The organism is Vibrio sp. 1CM24A, from assembly GCF_023161725.1.
GTDB classification, from domain to species: domain Bacteria; phylum Pseudomonadota; class Gammaproteobacteria; order Enterobacterales; family Vibrionaceae; genus Vibrio; species Vibrio coralliirubri.
This window is the reverse complement of sequence record NZ_JALNTS010000001.1, coordinates 252,181-270,138: the sequence shown is the minus strand read 5'-3', so window position 1 is coordinate 270,138 and position 17,958 is coordinate 252,181. Positions and strand designations below refer to the sequence as shown.

Sequence of the window (17,958 nt, the reverse complement as noted above, 5' to 3'; positions counted from 1 at the left end):
CAGTCGCCCTTTTCCGTTCCCTACTCATCCCACTCACAAACGGCACAATTGGTTAACAGATGCTGTTGGTTGTTTAGCAAATGATAGGCTTACATAAGGAAAAGACCGGCAATGAAAGTGATCAGATAAGGCTTGTTCCTAGAGGTCCTACTGATTAAAGAGCATACGTGGGAGTTTGGAGATAGCATTAGAGTTTAGAATTTCAGATAGCAAAAAGGCCAGCATTTCTGCTGGCCTTTCAACTTTGAATAGTGGAGGCGCCTCCCGGAGTCGAACCGAGGTCCACGGATTTGCAATCCGCTGCATAGCCACTCTGCCAAGGCGCCTTCAATAGTGTTTTAAGAGAACAACTCTTTTGAACATTACCAAGCAAAAGATAACAATCAAATAGATGGTGCCCCGGGCCGGACTTGAACCGGCACAACGCGAACGTCGAGGGATTTTAAATCCCTTGTGTCTACCAATTCCACCACCAGGGCACGTAATTCTTTATTGCGATGCCGATTACTGAAAAGTAAAACACCATCTTAATGTCGAAATGAACCAACATTACAAAATTTGGAGCGATACATCGGGTTCGAACCGATGACCTCAACCTTGGCAAGGTTGCGCTCTACCAACTGAGCTAGTATCGCATTTTCATTCTTAGTATCTCTTACTTATCAAAATAAGAGAAAGAATGGAGGCGCCTCCCGGAGTCGAACCGAGGTCCACGGATTTGCAATCCGCTGCATAGCCACTCTGCCAAGGCGCCTTTAATAGTGATTTAAGAGAACAACTCTTTGTTCATCACTCTACTCAAAAAGTAGAAGCTAGATAGATGGTGCCCCGGGCCGGACTTGAACCGGCACAGCGCGAACGCCGAGGGATTTTAAATCCCTTGTGTCTACCAATTCCACCACCAGGGCAACGCAATCTTGCGAGGCCGATTACTGAAAAGTAAAAACACCATCTCTCAGCGGCCTAAGCCGTGAGAACGAGGTGTACTTTAACGGAAGGAAAAAATTCGTCAACAATAAATTTTATCTTTTAATTCAAGTGATTAATTATCGAACTCAAAAGAATAAATTTAGTGCAGCTTGTACGGTTCTTATACTTGGATTTTTGATTTAAACGGGCAACTCACAGACAATCATTGATTCAAATACCAATTCAATGCGGTGATTTTATTGTTTTAAACCAAGCAAATGGCGTTTTCATGTGCATTTCACATTCAACGACTAGAGTTTTAAGTAACTATTATTAAGAAGTAAACATGTGAAGCCACTAAAACGATATCAATATGAGCGCTATGCCGTTCTTTGTAACCTCGCCTACCCTAGAGTTTTTAAACAAACTCGCTATGGTTTTGACCCCAATGGACAACGCATCATCAAGAACCAGTTTGGCAAAACCATGATTCGAGTGTTGTGGAGTAGCGACAAAGATGAAGTGGTTGTTGTAATCAAAGGATCGCACAGTATCTCAGATTGGCTACTGACCTTTGCTCTATGGACAAGGAGCTGCAAGAGAATTGGACTCAATTATCGTGTGCATGCAGGCTTCTACCATCTAATGTTTCAAGAGAGCCAGCCAAGTCGTAATGAAGATAAGCTTGGTTTAACCGTTATTGAACGCTTGGAAGCCACGCTCACTCCTCTCATCGAACAAGGCAAAAGAGTGTCTATTACTGGCCACTCTTCCGGAGGCGCTATCGGTTGTGTCTTCGCTGATTACTTTGATCAAAAGTACCCTGGCTGTATTAAGCGAATAGTGACCTTTGGCCAACCCGCCATTGGTGACTGGAGCTTTCGAAAGCACTATCGCATGAGTAAGAAGACCTACCGAATTTGTTGTGATATCGACATCGTGACCTTCATGCCACCGGTACCCTTAGTCTATTGGCATGTAGGCAAAGTGCTTTGGCTTTATAACGGACGAATCTACGAGAACACCCCAACCTTAATCCGCCTTGGTCGCTCTATCTTTAGTTGGTTGATAAGGCCTTTCTCTTACCACTTAATGAGCAAGTATATCCGTAACAAAGATTTCTTTGATAAGCATTGAAATGGGTAAGTAGGAAGCTTTTAGCGAGGCCAGAAACGAAAAAACCAGTCACTAGGACTGGTTTTTTCTGAATGATGGAGGCGCCTCCCGGAGTCGAACCGAGGTCCACGGATTTGCAATCCGCTGCATAGCCACTCTGCCAAGGCGCCTTCAATAGTGTTTTAAGAGAACAACTCTTTTGATTACTACCAAGCGAGGTAATAATCAAATAGATGGTGCCCCGGGCCGGACTTGAACCGGCACAACGCGAACGTCGAGGGATTTTAAATCCCTTGTGTCTACCAATTCCACCACCAGGGCACGCAATTCTTTATTGCGATGCCGATTACTGAAAAGTAAAACACCATCTTAATGTCGAAATGAATCAACACTACAAAATTTGGAGCGATACATCGGGTTCGAACCGATGACCTCAACCTTGGCAAGGTTGCGCTCTACCAACTGAGCTAGTATCGCATTTTCATTCTTATTATCTCTTAACTTATCAAAATAAGAGAAAGAATGGAGGCGCCTCCCGGAGTCGAACCGAGGTCCACGGATTTGCAATCCGCTGCATAGCCACTCTGCCAAGGCGCCTTTTTAATTCAACACTTTAGGGACTTAAGTAAGCCGCACCGCTGTGTTCGGGTGCCTACTTTACGGATTGAGGGGAGATAGTCAAACAAAAAAGTGAATTTAAATTCCGTTTGCTGACATTTAAATCAAATTGCTGCATGTTCGATCTCTTCAATCAAAAAACACACAGCAAAATCGAGTTAAACAAGATGTTCTAGCGCTACCACTTCTTCATGAAACGACCGACAAGACTCGGATGATACGCCCAGCAGTGGTCAAACATCGTCATAAGTTGAGGGTTACCATACTTAGAAAGACTAACCGCATGGAAACGGTTTTTGTGTTCTTTCAACTTTTCAACTTGAGCAATCATTTCGTCTGATTGTTTCGGTGCAATAAAGTCAGAAAGTACGATTAAATCGGCATTCTTGTATTTATCACCCGTCATCAAGTCAATCGACTTCATAAGAACAGGTTCTAAATCCGTACCGCCGTGAAATGAGTAACTTAAGAAGTCGCTCGCTTCACGTAAGCCATCTTGCCTTGTTAACTCATAGGTAATCTGCTCAGAAGAGAACAGAATCACGTAACAGTCTCTCTCTTCTGCAAGAGCAATTTGCATTAAGGCATAAGCCATTGCTTTAGCAGACTGCTCAGGGAAACCACTCATAGAGCCCGAAGCGTCGACACAGACGATAAACGGGCCCTTTTCAATATCAATGTTCTTGCTATCTGGTTTTTGCGCCTTCACTTTGCGTAACGTGCGTGATTTACCTTGCGAGCGATAGCTAAGTAAGCGCTTGTCGGCCAAATGCTTGTAAAAGATAACCTCAAGTTCAGGATAAGCTAAGAACATGGTTTCGTTTGGCAGCATCTTGTTGAGGTCATCACTTTCATGAATCCCGACAATATCATCGACCGCTTCATCGCTTTTCTCTTCAACCATCTGCAATTCTTCTACAGGGGCTTTGTGTAGCGAAGGATCATCTTCCTCACCAGCCATACGGCCTAGCTTTTCAGCGATCTCTTGCAAGCCCTTGTGCTTATTCAAGAACTCAGCATGACGTTTCATGATGGTAAGGTCTGTTTTGCTTAACTTGGCAGATGCCATGTCCCACAATCGCCCTACACTACCTTCATCACCCGACTCAGTCACTTTGTCCATGTTTTTCATGGTTTCCATGCGCTGATAAAGATCGGCTAAGACTTTTTCTTTGCTTGTTTCAAGTTCAGTTACTTGAGCTTGTTTAATCGCATCAGACAGTGATTGGTACCATTGGTCGCAAAAGTAGTGTGGAAACATCGCGTTATAAACGCCCTTGTTGTTCTCCATAAGGCGTCGAGCTTGCAGATAAAACGCTGAGTGCCACTCCAGCTTTTTGATAACACTGTCTATCTCATCAAAGAACTGAGGTTCATTCCAATAAATCACTTCTTGGTAAAGTGCGATTTCCTCTTGGAATCGATCAGTTTCACACACTTTAGTGACGCGTTTTTTAACTTTACCACGCCATTTAACTAAGTGGTTTTTCACTGAGGTTTTCACGCCTTTGTTCTCTGCAGCCATCATTACTTGAGAACGAGCGATGAGATCGTTCATCGCCGTATCAATAATTCCTGAATCAGCCACCATCAAAGCGAGGTTTAAGCCGTCTGCTCCTAACATATGCTCTCCTCTTACTCGAAGTACTGGCTCATAAACTTAATACGCTGAGCGATCTTGGCACTCTTCACTTTCGTTGTTTCAAGATCTTGCGTTACCGCCTGCAAACTTGCTTCCATCGCTTTCGGTAAATCAGGATCAATATAGTTATGAGGCAGCGCATCATGGAATTCAGTACGAACGCGTTTTAACTTGAATTCAGCTTCAGTTAACTGTTCTAAGGCTTTCTCAGCACCACTCAACCACTTGTTGTACAGTTCTTGGTCTAAACCGTCAGTAGTAACCACACTCACCAATACAGAGCGATTGGCGATGTCTTTAATCACTAATTGGTTTGATGCATCCAAGTCGAGCTTTAAACGGCATAGGTTTTTATTTTCGTTTACGTAACCGTAAATATCACCGTGACCTTCTTTAAGAACACGATCAAAATCATCTTTGGCTACGTATACCCAACGGCTATCGCCTTTCTCAGATTCAGACACCGACATGTTGCTTTGCAGCATAACCAGTTTCACTAGATTATAAGCACTGCCCACGCTGTACATTTTCGCGTTCTTGATGTCATTCTGGTAAACGTCTTTACGTAGCAAGCCACTGGTTGACTCCATAGAAAGCGACACCGACAACGTTGATTCAACATCGTCTTGAATCTCTTCTAACTCTTCACGAGACATTTCAATTTGAGCTTTCGACTCTTGTTGATCAAACGCTCGGTTCAATGCAAAGTCTTTCACCACGCTACGAACCACATCACGTGACTCTGGGCTATGCCACAAACAATCTTGCAGAAGCATAATATCCAGAGGGTTCACGCTATCGCGACCACTAAAGAACGCACTCGCTTTCAATAGTTTAACGGCCTTCTTCCAGCGTCTATCTGATACATACAATTCTGACTCTGAAGCAGAGCCTTGCTTCTTAACCGTCTCTTCAAGCATGGTTTTTAGTTCAAACAACTTATCAAACGAATTGTCTGTCAGTTCTAGCTTATCGAGCTCTTTCTGCCATTGATGGTATTCAATATCCGTAATCGCCAAACCTTTTGGAATTACCGCTTCTTGAGAAGTACCCGTCGTCAGCATCGACTTGAAGTTTTGTTTGTTTTGAATACGGTTCACGAACACGCGAACCAGCATACGGTCATAAAGTGCTTCCAAGCCACTGTCTTCATCTGGAAGTTCGTTGGATGCCGACACGAGTAGACGCATCGGTACACGTTCAATATCACTGCCGTTTTTGAAAGTCTTTTCGTTAACGACAGTAAGTAGCGTGTTTAGGATTGCAGGGCCGGCCTTCCAGATCTCATCAAGGAATACGACTTGTGCAGTTGGTAGGTAGCCTTCGGTCAGTCTTACGTAACGACCGTTGTCTTTTAATTCTTGGATACTTAGTGGGCCGAACACTTCCTCTGGAGTAGAGAAGCGAGTCATCAAATATTCGAAGTAACTACTGTTGTCAAAAGCCTGAATGAGACGTTTAGCGATAAGACTTTTCGCGATGCCCGGAGGGCCTAATAGAAACACGCTTTCACCAGCCAAAGCAGCCAGTAAACACAGCTTAATCGTGTCTTCTCTTTCATAGACACCATCAGACAGAGCATGCGCTAATTTATTGATTCTTTCAGAGAGTAGCGCCTTGTCAGCATGTGAAGAAATAGAAGGGTTCATGCGTTACTCCGAAAATCTTTGAACAGTTGAGAGTGTAGAATTGTTTTTATACATTTGTTAGCACTTTGTTACAAGTGTATTTTATTATTGAGTTGCATTTATATCAGATGGTTACGTCGGTAATTTTGGCGCAATCATAGATTCCAATTATGAGAGTAACATCACGTACGGCGTGAAACTAAATCTATTGCGAAACCGAATTTTTCTTTTATTTTCGACACCATAGACGTTATGGTGGTAAACGTCTTCAGTTATACGAAAAATTGGCAAGGAATGTGGCCAAATTGCATGAGTAAAGTTATCCATCAATGGAACAGTATTTCTCTCATCGAAGAGAACGTGACGCTCCCTACGAACGTCGTGGTAAAACATACAACAATCAACCACCCTGGCGCGGCAGTTATTCTTCCTATCACTTCGTCTGGAAAAATCATCCTCATTAACCAGTTTCGCCCTTCTCTTAAGAAATGGCTTTTAGAACTACCCGCAGGCACGATGGAAATAGATGAGACACCTCTTCAATGTGCCCAACGAGAGCTAGAAGAAGAAACAGGTTACAGTGCAACTTCTTTTCAAAGCTTAGGGCAAGTCACCCCTTTAGCTGGCTTCTGTGATGAGATACAACATCTGTTTGTCGCGAAAGACTTAAGCCTCACTACCCGCTTTGAATGCGATGAAGATGAAGTAATAGAAGTGATCGAACTGAGTTTAGAAGAACTGCACGATAAAATACGACACGATCAAATCACCGATACCAAAACTATCGCTTGTTTAAGCAAAGCCCAATTATGTGGCCATCTATAGCCAATTATATGGCTACCTAAAGTACTCTAGGAGAGAAACATGGACTTTCGTTCTGATACCGTAACTAAACCTTCGCAAGCTATGCGTGACGCAATGGCAAACGCAGAAGTGGGCGATGATGTTTATGGCGACGACCCAACCGTCAACGAGCTAGAACAGTGGACAGCAAATGAAACGGGCTTTGAAGCGGCAATGTTCACCTCTTCAGGTACGCAAGCCAACCTACTTGGTTTGATGGCGCACTGTGAGCGTGGTGATGAGTACCTATGTGGCCAACAGGCGCACAACTATAAGTACGAAGCTGGCGGAGCTGCGGTACTTGGTTCTATCCAACCTCAACCAATCGAGAACAACCCAGACGGGACTTTAGACTTTAAAAAGCTTGCCGCTGCGATTAAGCCCGACGACAGCCACTTCGCTCGTACCAAGCTTCTTAGTTTAGAAAACACGATCAATGGTAAAGTGCTACCAATGTCTTACCTAGCAGAAGCGCGTGAGTTCGTAAACCAACACGGACTTCAAATGCACCTAGATGGCGCGCGCGTCTATAACGCAGCCGTGGCATTAGACGTGCACATTAAAGAGATCGCACAACACTTCGACTCTATGACTATTTGCTTATCAAAAGGTTTAGGTGCTCCAATAGGTTCACTACTGCTTGGCAGCAAAGAATACATCGCGAAAGCACGTCGACTGCGTAAAATGGTCGGTGGTGGCATGCGCCAAGCAGGTATTCTTGCCGCTGCGGGGAAAATGGCTCTAACAGAGAACGTCACTCAACTTAAAGCTGATCATGAGAACGCAAAAAGCCTAGCGATTGGTTTAAGCAAGCTAGAAGGTTTTTCTGTTAACCCTGATTTCATTCAAACTAACATTGTATTTGCTAAGTTAGATGAGTCTGTGGATATCAACCGAATCGCACGCGAACTGGGCGAACAGGGCATTACGATGTCACCAGGGAACCCTGTTCGATTTGTTACTCATAGAGATATCAGTTCAGAAGACATCGCTACTTTCCTAACTAAGTTGGAAAATGCGCTTTAACTCTTTTAACGAGATTAGCCTCTACCGTAATTAAAACTAAAGCTTCCTGTGAGAAGCTTTAGTCTTTCAAAAAATTCATTCACCAATTCCACAGCAAATCACCTTCTCGACACAGACTAGTTTTCTAATAAGCACACTAAATTGACTGGAACAGAACGCGATCTCGTTTTGGCCTATGTGAATACCTTCTAAGAATCATCCCCTATATTTCAGCATTCTGTTATCGCTTAAGTTTGACTTGTATTAGTGACGTAAAACATTGAATGGTCGGTAAAGGTAAATAATTCAGTGCCAAAAGTTTATTTTTCGGTCAAGACACATGCGGTAATTAAAAACAGATCACATCATTCCTAAATACTTCTCTGTAAACATCTAATTTTAATTGATAAATTTCCAGCAGCCTATGTGTTTACTCTCCGTTAATAAAAATCTTAATTACTACATTCATCTTAAAAATTAAATTATCAAATTCGCATTTCTTTAATAACACTGTCAATTTTATGATACCTAAAACAGTGGCTCATCGGAAAATTCAATACAAATCATCATCGGTAGACCATAACCCTACTTTTATCAATTAAATAAAAAGCTTTCATCATCCAGAACCTTCAACAAAAACAACCTATCTAATTGAATATAATATTATTATCTAATTATTCAGCCTCTACTCCTCAGGTTAAAATCATACTAAAACTCATACTTCTCTTAAATAATAAACTTTTTTTACTACTTCACTATTTTCTCAAGCACATATAGTTTTCAAAGTTAAGCAACAAGTTACATTCAATCGTTGAGAGGTGAAATTATGGTTAGAGTATTTAGAGACCTTCATAACTTCACCGTCTCCGTATTAATCTTGATTCTATCACTTTCATTCTACGCCAGTGCTAATACCTTAACGTTAGGAATTAGCGGTCAGATCAAAGATCGATGCGAAATAAACTTTTTTTCTGGCAATATTATGAATTTTACAGAACACCGTGATGTGCAATCGTTGCCTTTTAATATCTATTGTAACCGTCCGTTGGGTATAACGATCAACTCAAAACATGGAGGCTTAAAATATCAACATCAAGGGGTTGATATTATTGAGAGTTACAATTTGTCATTACAAATAGACGAAATTCGTCTTTATGAAAATAGGCACAGCAGCCAACTTACTTCACCAGTAATGATAGACAGTTCTGGTGTTATTCCGTTCTCTCAACAGGGGAATCTTAGGGTAGCACTCGAAAATAGCTTGCATTACGCAGGTTATTATCAAGACGTTATTGAGATCGAAGTTTACCCTTCGATTCATAGCGTAACAAAGTGAAAACTCTGCAATGTATCTGCAGAACAACATACGCTCAGCAGTATTCGAGCCAATCATTTAAGATAAAGGAATTTCTAATGAAAAAGCTAACACTCTACGCAGCAACAGTCACAGCTATTTTTGGTGCTCAAGTCCAAGCCGCTCCTGGTGATGTCCAGTTAGTTGGATTTGTTTCACCTGTATGTGAGGTTACTGGTCTTTCAACGCAACTGATGGACTTTGGTAACGTATCTCAAATTCAAAACCTTTCTGTTAGTGGCCTTAACATGAAGTGTAATGACGTCGATGGTGCAACGGTAACACTGACAAGTGCTGAAGGTGGTCTAGAGTCAGACGATAGCGAAGACTACGCTCTTACATATGATGCAACATTCAACCCGTCAGGCTTAGCTCCTTTCACGCTTAATGCACCAGGGGGCCCAGGTCTAAATGACGTTTCAGTCAGTAACTCTTATGGTGGTTCTGGGGCATTAGCTACTGGTGTTGCCGCAAGCATTGATATTGTTACAACAGAAACCTCGCCGTGGGCAGGTGGTTACTCAGATACATTAACCGTAAATATCACCTCGAATTAGAGGCTAACAAGTCGGGGGCTTTTGTTCAGCCTCCGACTTAATCTCAGTCTCAGTCTCAGTCTCAACGATATAAGTTTAATTTGGAGCTCTTCGCTATGTATAAATGGATCATGCATAAATGGATCGTTCTTTTCCTATTGTCATTCACTTGTTTGTCCGCTCATGCGTTCAAAGTAGAACCGATGTCTATGGAAATGACACCGCTTGGCAAAAGAGCTCAAATGACCATGAGGGTTGAGAACTCATCTCAAGAACCACTCACGGTTGAGCTTTCTCCGGTCTACATGACAATGGACAATTATGGCAAAGAGACCACCACTCCTGCGGATGACGAGTTACTAGTGATTCCAGTGACCGCAATAATAGAACCTGGACGATCGCAATCCATTATGGTGCGGTATTTGGGCGATCCTTCAATCACAGAATCTAAAGCGTATCGCATTGCTGTTAAGCAAGTAAAAGTTCAAAGAGCGAGCAGTAATCAAGGGCAAGTAAGCCTTTTGCTACAGTTTAATACGCTTATCAACGTGCGACCTCAGAACACAACTTCCCAGCTAGAAATTAAAAGCATCGAGCAAAATGACAAAAAGAACAAATGGGTTCTTGAAGTACTTAACAGTGGTAATAGTTATGGTCGATTAACCAATACAACATGGAAGATATCTGATGGTAAAAATTCAACCTATTTAAAAGGCGTAGAAATCGCTAAACGTATTCCGGGTACTTTGGTCCTTCCCTACTCCACGCGTTTTTTTGAAATGCAGCCTCTTAAAAATTATGACGTAAACACCCTATCGATTGAAATAGAGCAGGATCAATAGTAATGAGACGTTATATTTGGGGAGCGCTCATTTCTTGCTTTCTGTGCACACAAGCGTTTGGCATAACACTGTTTCCAACCGTCATTGAGCTCAATACCGATCACAGGGCAGCATCTCAACTGGTTGTGACTAACAACTCAACACAAGCTCTCCCACTTGAAGCTAACGTTCGTCGTTTGAACTTCTTATCAGATGGCACGTTCGAGACATCTGATCTAGCGAGTGAAGAGATGTTTGTGTTTCCACCAGCCGCGATGTTAGCACCCGGAGAACGTCAAGTATTCCGTATACAATGGTTGGGAAACAGAACACTCGAAACCTCTCAAAGTTATTTCATTCGTTTCAGTACCGTGAATATTGGACAGAACAACGCGAGAATAGATAAGCCCATCGGTTTAACCAGCGGTATCAATTTGCAAGTTCACTACAATGCGTTGTTGCACATTCACTCATCCTCGTTAGAACCTGACGTGAAATTGCACGTAGATAAACAAGGCAAGCTAACACTTACTAATTCAGGGTCACGATTTACCTATACATCGTTACTTCATTTTACGGGGCTCGAATCTCAGAGCCAAAAAGTACATGCGGCTTTAGGTGAGCAATTTATTCCACCACACTCCACTATTACTTTTCCTTCTTCTTTAAATTACTTACCAATGGGCACTTACCATGGGCATGAAAACTGAAACCCATCACAAGATGTGGCGAGTTTTGTATGTCTTGGGATTAGTACTTCTATATTGTGCCGCCTTAAGCCCTGCAGCTTGGGGCCAGGAAATGGTCTTGAATCCAACAGGGCGAGATATTCAACTTACCTCTTTACTGAGGATAAGTGACACCATACTGGGGGAAGCGGACATTATCATTACCGCAAACAACGAGATCTTGTTACCGAAGGAAAGTACGCTTTCTCTCCTTTCTTCCGTCGTAACTCATGAAGGTATTGCGAGACTCAATGACACGACAGACGATGAGATGCTGTCTCAGCATCATTTTGAGAGCGTAGGATTAGATCTGAGTTTCGATTTCTCATCATTAGAATGCATCGTGACGGTACCACCTGAATTTAGCTTAACCCAACAACTGTCTATGAACGGCGCAGATGATTTTTATAACTATGCCGAACCAAGTTTATTAAGTGGGTACGTTAACTTTGCCCTTTCGGCCAATGAGACCCAATATGTGGACCAGAATTCGTCAAGGCAAGATCTCTATCGCGGTCAATTCGACTCCGCACTTAACATTGGTTTTCTAAACTTTGAGTACGAATCCTATTTAGAAAACAGCTCATCACAAGATTCGAGATACGTAAGAGAAGGATCTCGTCTTAATATTGACTTTGCAGAGCAAGGCACACGACTTGTCCTCGGCGATATGTACAACAGTGGTCAATCTTTTCAGGACAGTACCGACATACTTGGTATTGGGTTAACGCGAGATTTCACACTCATTCCAACCAGAAATGCGCGACCACGAGCCAATCAATCATTCACCCTTCAAAGGGCATCAAATGTCGATGTCTATATAGATGGGATCGCAGTCCAACGATTAACCCTCGGCGCTGGTAGCTATAACCTTAGTGATATCCCCCTGGCGCAAGGTAGCAATGATATTGTACTCGTCATCACCGACCGCTCCGGGAATGAAGAACGTATCGAGTTTTCTATTGCAACCGGTAACGACTTGCTCAATAGCGGTGAGTTTGAATATAGCATCATGTATGGAGCGCCTTCTGAATTACAAAATGGACAACTAGAGTACCTAACCGACGAGCGTATTTTCCATGGTTATATTGATGTGGGTATTAGCCCTTGGTTAACGTTGGGTACGAACTTTCAAACCCGTGAAGATCTTTATCAATATGGTGCCACCGCGTTACTCGCTTCTATATGGGGCGTCACTGAACTCACTGCCTCTCGTAGCGAACACCCTACATTTGGAACTGGCTACGCTTACAAATTTGCATTCGACGCGGAGTTTTCCAATACCAACACTCTGTCCCCACAACTGAGTTTTAGTTATGAATATCTGGCCAACAATTTTACTGGGGTCTCAGGGTTTGATGCTTCCGATATCGATATCAACTTAACCACTCATTATGTGTCTGCATTCAGCTCCATTTACCTTGGTCAGTCTTTACGTGCCGCCATGACCCTCAATTACCGATCAGGAATAGACAAAGAGAACGATTATTGGCTGATTAGCCCGAGTTTATCGGACGGACTGTTTGATACTCCCGCTACCTGGAGTGCACGCGTTAACTATCGACATAACGCAAGCGAAGACGATGACATCAGCACGACTGTCACCATAAGTTGGCCTCTTAGTCGACAAACTCGTGTTGTCGGTCGTTACACCACAGAGCTCAATGAAGCCGCCTTAGATTACAGCTATCAGAATAATATTGGTAACACAGGAGGGGTGTCGGCGTTTGCGAGTGTTATTACTAACGAAGAGACGGATGCCGATATGGATGCTGGGATTAACTACACGGCCAACCGTTATGAATTGAATGCGACCCACGCTTCGCGGCTTGAAGAAATTAGTGGTGAAACACGAAACCACAGTACCGACGTAACTGTTACTAGTTCACTTGCTTTTGCAGGTTCATCTGTGGCAGTCGGCAGACCAGTACGCGAAGCGTTTGCGATTGTCACTAAACATAAGAGTCTGAAAGAGAATGACGTGGCTATCGATCCCACAAGGGACGGTGAGTACGCACGCGTTTATCTTAAAGGAGATGCAAGTGCTATGGTCCCAGACCTTGTTGCTTACAATGGCCAAGTAATCAGTTACGAGGTCGATAACTTGCCGCCAGGGTATGACTTAGGTGATGGCGCTTTTTGGATTAAGCCGGGTTATAAACGGGGCTTCCAACTCCAGATTGGATCTGATGCTGTATTAACCGTTATTGGCAAGCTATTCGATCGTCAAAGTAACAACCCTATTTCACTTGTCGCTGGTGTAGCACATTACCTTGGTGAGGCAAAACAGTTGCCCATTGACTTCTTTACCAATCGTAACGGCATATTTGCAATCTCTGGATTAAAGCCAGGTAAATATCAATTGGTACTAGACACTAAAGAACAAGAGTCAGTCATCATTTCCCTTAGTGAACGCAGTGACAACTTGATAAGACTTGGAGATGTGTATGTTGAATAAACAAGTACTTTTGGGATCCCTGTTCCTCATCGCCATAAACCATCTACCTTATGCATTTGCGTGTGAAGCTAATGCGTTGACTATTCAACCCGTCTCATCTAAATCGCAATATGATGTTTTTAGCGCAGGCTCATTCGCAACAATTAACACTTACCGAATAGATGCGAACATAATTGGCGAACCATGCGAGTTAAGCTTAATTTTGCAGCTTAACGATACCAGTCGATCGTTAAAAGGGTCGAGCCAAGACAAACTCAACTTTGAGTGGTCAGGGCAGATTGGCATGCCGGTGGCTAATCAATGGCACTTATCATTAACCGATAGCCACCCTTCAGCAACGATACAAATGCGATTTCCGAGCAAGCAATGGTTAGCGTCAGGAACCTATCGAGGGCTTTTAGAAGTTTCGCCTTCTTATACCTCTAATAGTAAACAAGTAGAAATTAGCCCTAGCTCCATCCCGGTATCGGTTAACGTTCCGCCTGCTGCGAAAATTCATTTTTATGGATTAACCCAACAACATTATGACCTTGATCTAGGGACATTATATTCAAACAAGATTATTCGCTCTGCACCTAACCTATGGGTTCAAAGCAATACAGCTTATACCATCGTATTCGAATCATCCCATCAAGGAGTGCTACGTCATGAATCTAATGAGACTAAGTGGGATATTCCATACCAACTTTCCCTCGATAGCGACAGAATAAACCTTGAGCAACTGGATGCGAGAATTCAACGTCTTTCCGCTACGATTGGTCAACCTATTCCTTTGAATTTTGTCATTGGTGAAACAGAGAACAAACCAGGAGGGAAATATGACGATATATTACAAATTTCTATTGAACCTCGACTTTCACAGCAACCATAATTATGCAATTATGTAAAAATTAAGCCGCAGAGCTCAATTTTATAAAGCACAACGTCATAGAATCAAAACTTGATTTACCAGGCTCGGGATAAGTTATGCATAGAAATAATTTAAAGCACATGCTCCTAATTGGTGACAACGGTATTAACAACCAGTTTATTCAGCGCGAAATAGAAAAATACAGTGATTTTTCTTTTAGCAGAGAATGCATGACAAGCATTGAGCGTTCGAGTAACCATAAGACTTTCGATGTCGTCCTTATTAGCTACTTACTATTGGTAAATATCGAAGATATCAACATCATTTTATCAAAAATAGAATCAAATAAATGGGTAGTCTACGATGTTCCTGCTGACATTACCGGACAAAGTATTACCGTAATGCAACTATTCAACTTGTTTAATATAAAAGGAATCATCTATCAGGACGCTCCTATTGATCACCTTACCCGTTGTTTAAAAACAGTGTGTGACGACGATTTGTGGCTACCGAGAAAGTTAATGTCACATATTCTATCTAATAGACACGATTACACTTTCAAGTCGAAAGTAATACTATCTAGCCTTACGAAAAGAGAGGTTCAAATATTTAAGCGCGTGATTAGAGGCGATTCAAATTTAGAAATTTCAAACGAACTATTTATTTCAGAAAGTACGGTAAAGACGCACGTATACAATATATATAAAAAAATAAATGTCACAAACCGCAAAGAAGCGATAAGAAAAGCATATTTTATCAATAGTTTAGAGACTATTATACAACCTGATATGAAGCTCAAAGTATAAACACAATACAAAGATAATAGTAAATTAGAGTTACCAACAAGCACTATGGCAGTTGAGGAAAGTCCCCTTTCAAAGCTTGATCCAAGTTTCCCGTGAACAAATTTCTGTTCTGAGATCCAACAACTGCGCATCAACAAGTCGCCTATACTTCAAGCAAACTCACTGAGCTCATTGAAGGTCGGGATAGATATACCTTTACACGTATCATCCAACCCTTACAATGTGCAGCAAATATATTTATCAAGGTTTATCTCTATGTCTATTCAATGGTTTCCGGGTCACATGCATAAAGCCCGCAAAGAAATCGAAGAAGTTATCCCACAAGTTGATGTGATCATCGAAGTACTAGACGCTCGTATTCCGTTCAGTAGTGAAAACCCAATGATCTCCTCACTGCGCGGCGATAAGCCTTGTGTAAAAGTGTTGAACAAGCGTGACCTTGCAGATCCTGAACTGACTCAACGTTGGATTGAGCACTTCGAGAAAGAGCAAGGCGTTAAAGCGATTGCGATTACGACTAGCGTAAAAGAAGAAGTTAACCACGTTATGGAGCTAGTACGCAAACTGGCGCCGCACCGTGAACAGATGGGCAAAAACATTCGTACAATGATCATGGGCATCCCGAACGTGGGTAAATCGACTATCATCAACTGCTTGGCTGGACGTACGATTGCAGTTACTGGTAACCAACCTGCGGTAACTCGTCGTCAACAACGTATCAACCTGCAGAATGGCGTGATCCTTTCTGATACACCTGGAATCCTTTGGCCTAAAGTAGAAAACCCACACAGTGGCTTCCGCTTGGCTGCAACAGGTGCTGTAAAAGATACAGCAATGGAATACGATGAAGTGGCATTTTACACAGTAGAGTACCTAGCAAAACAGTACCCTAACCTTTTGCAAGAGCGCTACCAAATTGAAGAGCTGCCTGAGTCTGACATCGAACTGATGGAAGCGATTGGTCGTAAGCGTGGTGCACTTCGTGCCGGTGGACATATCGACATTCACAAATGTTCAGAAATCCTGCTTCACGAATTGCGTAATGGCACTTTAGGTAAGGTAACGCTTGAGTTGCCAGAAATGATCACACAAGAGCTGATCGAAGTTGAAGAAGCGGCTGCGCTGAAAGCCGAACAACAGATCAAGAAAAAAGAAGAGCGTCGTAAGCGTTATTTGAAGAACAAGCGTTAATCGCGATTAGTTTTTATAATCTGCTTTAATTTCTGTTTACCACTCTTACACCAGCCTCTAGATATTCACGCTCTATCGATAATAGAGCGTGAATATTGCCCGCTACCGTTTGTTGATCTAGCTAACATACTGACAAATCTATAGAAATGGTCGTTTACAATCCCAAAGACTGTGACATACTACGCAAATTATTGTGTATCAATCTCGGCTAATTTCTCAATGCGCTCTTATTCTGGGTTCAAGAATCAAAGATTTAAAACCTATTTCGATAATGAAATTTATTTGCCGTACATAAATTTCATCTACATCCCTATCTCAATATTCTGTGCTTTTATCGTCACCGACTACATCCACTTTGGTAGCGAGTGCATTACGCCTATCATTTTCCGAGTCATACTTTTTTTATTGATGATGGCCGCCGCCAGATACTGTATTACAAACAAACCCAACGTATTGGAACTCGTAGAAAGTGCCTTCCTTGTAATTAGCTCACTTTTCTTGGTCTATGTCGGTCGACTAGCCATCGAGCTGAACAACTTCGATTACCAAGGTGGCATCATTTTAGTGATGATCTACATTGGTACGTTTTCAAGATTGTCAGCCAGATACAGTATATCTACGCTGTCGTTTATCTTTTTGGCTTATCTCATCGGCCTTGCGCCACTGCTTTATGAAGTGGAGCCAGAGCATGAAATAGAAACAATTTCCGTTTATATTTCAGCTTACATCCTGATCTCAGCGGCTTGTATAAGACGTGACTTGGAAGTACACAAGCGTTTCGCTCAATCCGAGCAACTCCGCAAACAAGCGATTCAGCTTCGCAAGCAATCTAATATGTTCGAGGCCCTTTCCTATCAAGACGCACTAACGGGCTGCTACAACCGCCTTTATCTTCATCAGGTGATAGAACCGAGCATAGACCGTCAGCGATCCATTACATCGGTCATGATAGATATTGATCATTTCAAATCGATTAACGACACCTACGGCCATCAAATGGGTGACATGGTGATTAAAGAACTGGCCGATGAAATTCAAAAACGACTACCGACTAGCAGTAACTGCTTTCGATACGGCGGTGAAGAGTTTTTGGTGCTGGTCCAAGGAGAAACCGAGGCTTCAATTGAATCGCTGGTTAATGCCCTTTTAGAATCCCCTACTCGCCTTAGATTAGAAGTAACAATTTCAATCGGTGTGAAACATGCCCCTCAAGCCCTTGGTTCTGTCGAGCAGCTTATCGACGACGCTGACCAAGCACTCTACATTTCGAAAAAAGGCGGTAGGAATAAGATCACATGGTGTGATTAATCGCCCAATATTTCACGCATCTTTGCGAATCATTAAAACGACCACTAATTCAATCAAAAAAGCCCCGAGCAACTTAATACTCGGGGCTTTTGTCTTTGTTCTTCTGCTTTAAAATAGCTTCGTTAAGAACCTGCTACTCAGCAAA

14 protein-coding genes and 9 tRNA genes are annotated in these 17,958 nt (G+C 42.4%); 12 read left to right on the top strand and 11 right to left on the bottom strand.

The window, feature by feature from the left end:
• Positions 1-252: 252 nt before the first annotated feature.
• The 5 genes from MSG38_RS01160 to MSG38_RS01140 all read right to left on the bottom strand — a co-directional run bounded on the left by MSG38_RS01160 (position 253) and on the right by MSG38_RS01140 (position 908).
• Positions 253-326 (bottom strand) — tRNA-Cys (locus MSG38_RS01160).
• A gap of 66 nt (positions 327-392) precedes the next feature.
• Positions 393-479 (bottom strand) — tRNA-Leu (locus MSG38_RS01155).
• A gap of 80 nt (positions 480-559) precedes the next feature.
• Positions 560-635, bottom strand: a tRNA-Gly gene (locus tag MSG38_RS01150).
• A 45-nt stretch (positions 636-680) separates the two neighbouring features.
• Positions 681-754: transfer RNA gene (locus tag MSG38_RS01145), tRNA-Cys, on the bottom strand.
• Between the two features lie 67 nt (positions 755-821).
• Positions 822-908 (bottom strand) — tRNA-Leu (locus MSG38_RS01140).
• A 349-nt stretch (positions 909-1,257) separates the two neighbouring features.
• On the opposite strand from MSG38_RS01140, the gene MSG38_RS01135 reads away from it, so the two are divergent.
• A complete protein-coding gene (locus MSG38_RS01135; protein ID WP_248400778.1) occupies positions 1,258-2,046 on the top strand; it encodes a lipase in 789 nt (262 codons plus the stop codon).
• Between the two features lie 75 nt (positions 2,047-2,121).
• Here the strand turns inward: MSG38_RS01135 and MSG38_RS01130 are convergent.
• From MSG38_RS01130 to MSG38_RS01105, 6 genes are all read right to left on the bottom strand, one after another.
• Positions 2,122-2,195 (bottom strand) — tRNA-Cys (locus tag MSG38_RS01130).
• Positions 2,196-2,259: 64 nt separating this feature from the next.
• Positions 2,260-2,346, bottom strand: a tRNA-Leu gene (locus tag MSG38_RS01125).
• 80 nt (positions 2,347-2,426) lie between these two features.
• Positions 2,427-2,502: transfer RNA gene (locus tag MSG38_RS01120), tRNA-Gly, on the bottom strand.
• A gap of 46 nt (positions 2,503-2,548) precedes the next feature.
• Positions 2,549-2,622, bottom strand: a tRNA-Cys gene (locus MSG38_RS01115).
• Positions 2,623-2,821: 199 nt separating this feature from the next.
• Positions 2,822-4,267, bottom strand: coding sequence for an ATPase RavA stimulator ViaA (gene viaA / locus MSG38_RS01110; RefSeq protein ID WP_122080996.1), 1,446 nt, complete (start codon positions 4,265-4,267; stop codon positions 2,822-2,824).
• A gap of 11 nt (positions 4,268-4,278) precedes the next feature.
• Positions 4,279-5,934, bottom strand: a complete 1,656-nt coding sequence (locus MSG38_RS01105; protein ID WP_050651673.1) for an ATPase RavA domain-containing protein — start codon at positions 5,932-5,934, stop codon at positions 4,279-4,281.
• A gap of 288 nt (positions 5,935-6,222) precedes the next feature.
• Between MSG38_RS01105 and MSG38_RS01100 the strand changes: the two genes are divergently transcribed.
• The 11 genes from MSG38_RS01100 (at position 6,223) to MSG38_RS01050 (ending at position 17,813) form a co-directional block, all read left to right on the top strand.
• Positions 6,223-6,738, top strand: coding sequence for an NUDIX hydrolase (locus tag MSG38_RS01100; protein ID WP_248400777.1), 516 nt, complete (start codon positions 6,223-6,225; stop codon positions 6,736-6,738).
• Between the two features lie 39 nt (positions 6,739-6,777).
• A complete protein-coding gene (gene ltaE, locus MSG38_RS01095) occupies positions 6,778-7,782 on the top strand; it encodes a low-specificity L-threonine aldolase (protein ID WP_248400776.1) in 1,005 nt (334 codons plus the stop codon).
• Between the two features lie 790 nt (positions 7,783-8,572).
• Complete coding sequence (locus tag MSG38_RS01090) at positions 8,573-9,097, top strand: hypothetical protein (protein WP_248400775.1); 525 nt, start codon at positions 8,573-8,575, stop codon at positions 9,095-9,097.
• 77 nt (positions 9,098-9,174) lie between these two features.
• Positions 9,175-9,672 carry a hypothetical protein gene (locus MSG38_RS01085; RefSeq protein WP_017080976.1) on the top strand — a complete coding sequence of 166 codons (498 nt, stop codon included), beginning with the start codon at positions 9,175-9,177 and terminating at the stop codon, positions 9,670-9,672.
• Between the two features lie 95 nt (positions 9,673-9,767).
• Positions 9,768-10,493 (top strand): molecular chaperone, encoded by a 726-nt coding sequence (locus MSG38_RS01080; protein ID WP_050651675.1) that lies wholly within the window; start codon positions 9,768-9,770, stop codon positions 10,491-10,493.
• Positions 10,494-10,495: 2 nt separating this feature from the next.
• Entirely contained in the window at positions 10,496-11,182 is a 687-nt protein-coding gene (locus tag MSG38_RS01075; RefSeq protein ID WP_248400774.1) for a molecular chaperone, read from the top strand.
• Between the two features lie 91 nt (positions 11,183-11,273).
• Positions 11,274-13,658, top strand: coding sequence for a fimbria/pilus outer membrane usher protein (locus MSG38_RS01070; protein ID WP_248401075.1), 2,385 nt, complete (start codon positions 11,274-11,276; stop codon positions 13,656-13,658).
• Positions 13,648-14,529: a hypothetical protein gene (locus MSG38_RS01065; protein WP_248382389.1), complete on the top strand. Its 882-nt coding sequence runs from the start codon at positions 13,648-13,650 to the stop codon at positions 14,527-14,529. The genes MSG38_RS01070 and MSG38_RS01065 overlap by 11 nt, the downstream gene beginning before the upstream one ends.
• Positions 14,530-14,624: 95 nt before the next feature.
• A complete protein-coding gene (locus MSG38_RS01060) occupies positions 14,625-15,314 on the top strand; it encodes a response regulator transcription factor (protein ID WP_248382390.1) in 690 nt (229 codons plus the stop codon).
• 255 nt (positions 15,315-15,569) lie between these two features.
• Positions 15,570-16,505: a ribosome biogenesis GTPase YlqF gene (ylqF, locus tag MSG38_RS01055; RefSeq protein ID WP_029405588.1), complete on the top strand. Its 936-nt coding sequence runs from the start codon at positions 15,570-15,572 to the stop codon at positions 16,503-16,505.
• A 282-nt stretch (positions 16,506-16,787) separates the two neighbouring features.
• Positions 16,788-17,813: a GGDEF domain-containing protein gene (locus tag MSG38_RS01050; RefSeq protein WP_248400773.1), complete on the top strand. Its 1,026-nt coding sequence runs from the start codon at positions 16,788-16,790 to the stop codon at positions 17,811-17,813.
• Positions 17,814-17,958 lie beyond the last annotated feature (145 nt).

Bases quoted from the DNA above. Each gene is read 5' to 3' on its own strand.
- viaA (WP_122080996.1), bottom strand. From the start codon at position 4,267: ATGTTAGGAGCAGACGGCTTAAACCTCGCTTTGATGGTGGCTGATTCA.
- MSG38_RS01105 (WP_050651673.1), bottom strand. From the start codon at position 5,934: ATGAACCCTTCTATTTCTTCACATGCTGACAAGGCGCTACTCTCTGAA.
- MSG38_RS01100 (WP_248400777.1), top strand. From the start codon at position 6,223: ATGAGTAAAGTTATCCATCAATGGAACAGTATTTCTCTCATCGAAGAG.
- ltaE (WP_248400776.1), top strand. From the start codon at position 6,778: ATGGACTTTCGTTCTGATACCGTAACTAAACCTTCGCAAGCTATGCGT.
- MSG38_RS01085 (WP_017080976.1), top strand. From the start codon at position 9,175: ATGAAAAAGCTAACACTCTACGCAGCAACAGTCACAGCTATTTTTGGT.
- MSG38_RS01080 (WP_050651675.1), top strand. From the start codon at position 9,768: ATGTATAAATGGATCATGCATAAATGGATCGTTCTTTTCCTATTGTCA.
- MSG38_RS01075 (WP_248400774.1), top strand. From the start codon at position 10,496: ATGAGACGTTATATTTGGGGAGCGCTCATTTCTTGCTTTCTGTGCACA.
- MSG38_RS01070 (WP_248401075.1), top strand. From the start codon at position 11,274: ATGGTCTTGAATCCAACAGGGCGAGATATTCAACTTACCTCTTTACTG.
- MSG38_RS01065 (WP_248382389.1), top strand. From the start codon at position 13,648: ATGTTGAATAAACAAGTACTTTTGGGATCCCTGTTCCTCATCGCCATA.
- MSG38_RS01060 (WP_248382390.1), top strand. From the start codon at position 14,625: ATGCATAGAAATAATTTAAAGCACATGCTCCTAATTGGTGACAACGGT.
- ylqF (WP_029405588.1), top strand. From the start codon at position 15,570: ATGTCTATTCAATGGTTTCCGGGTCACATGCATAAAGCCCGCAAAGAA.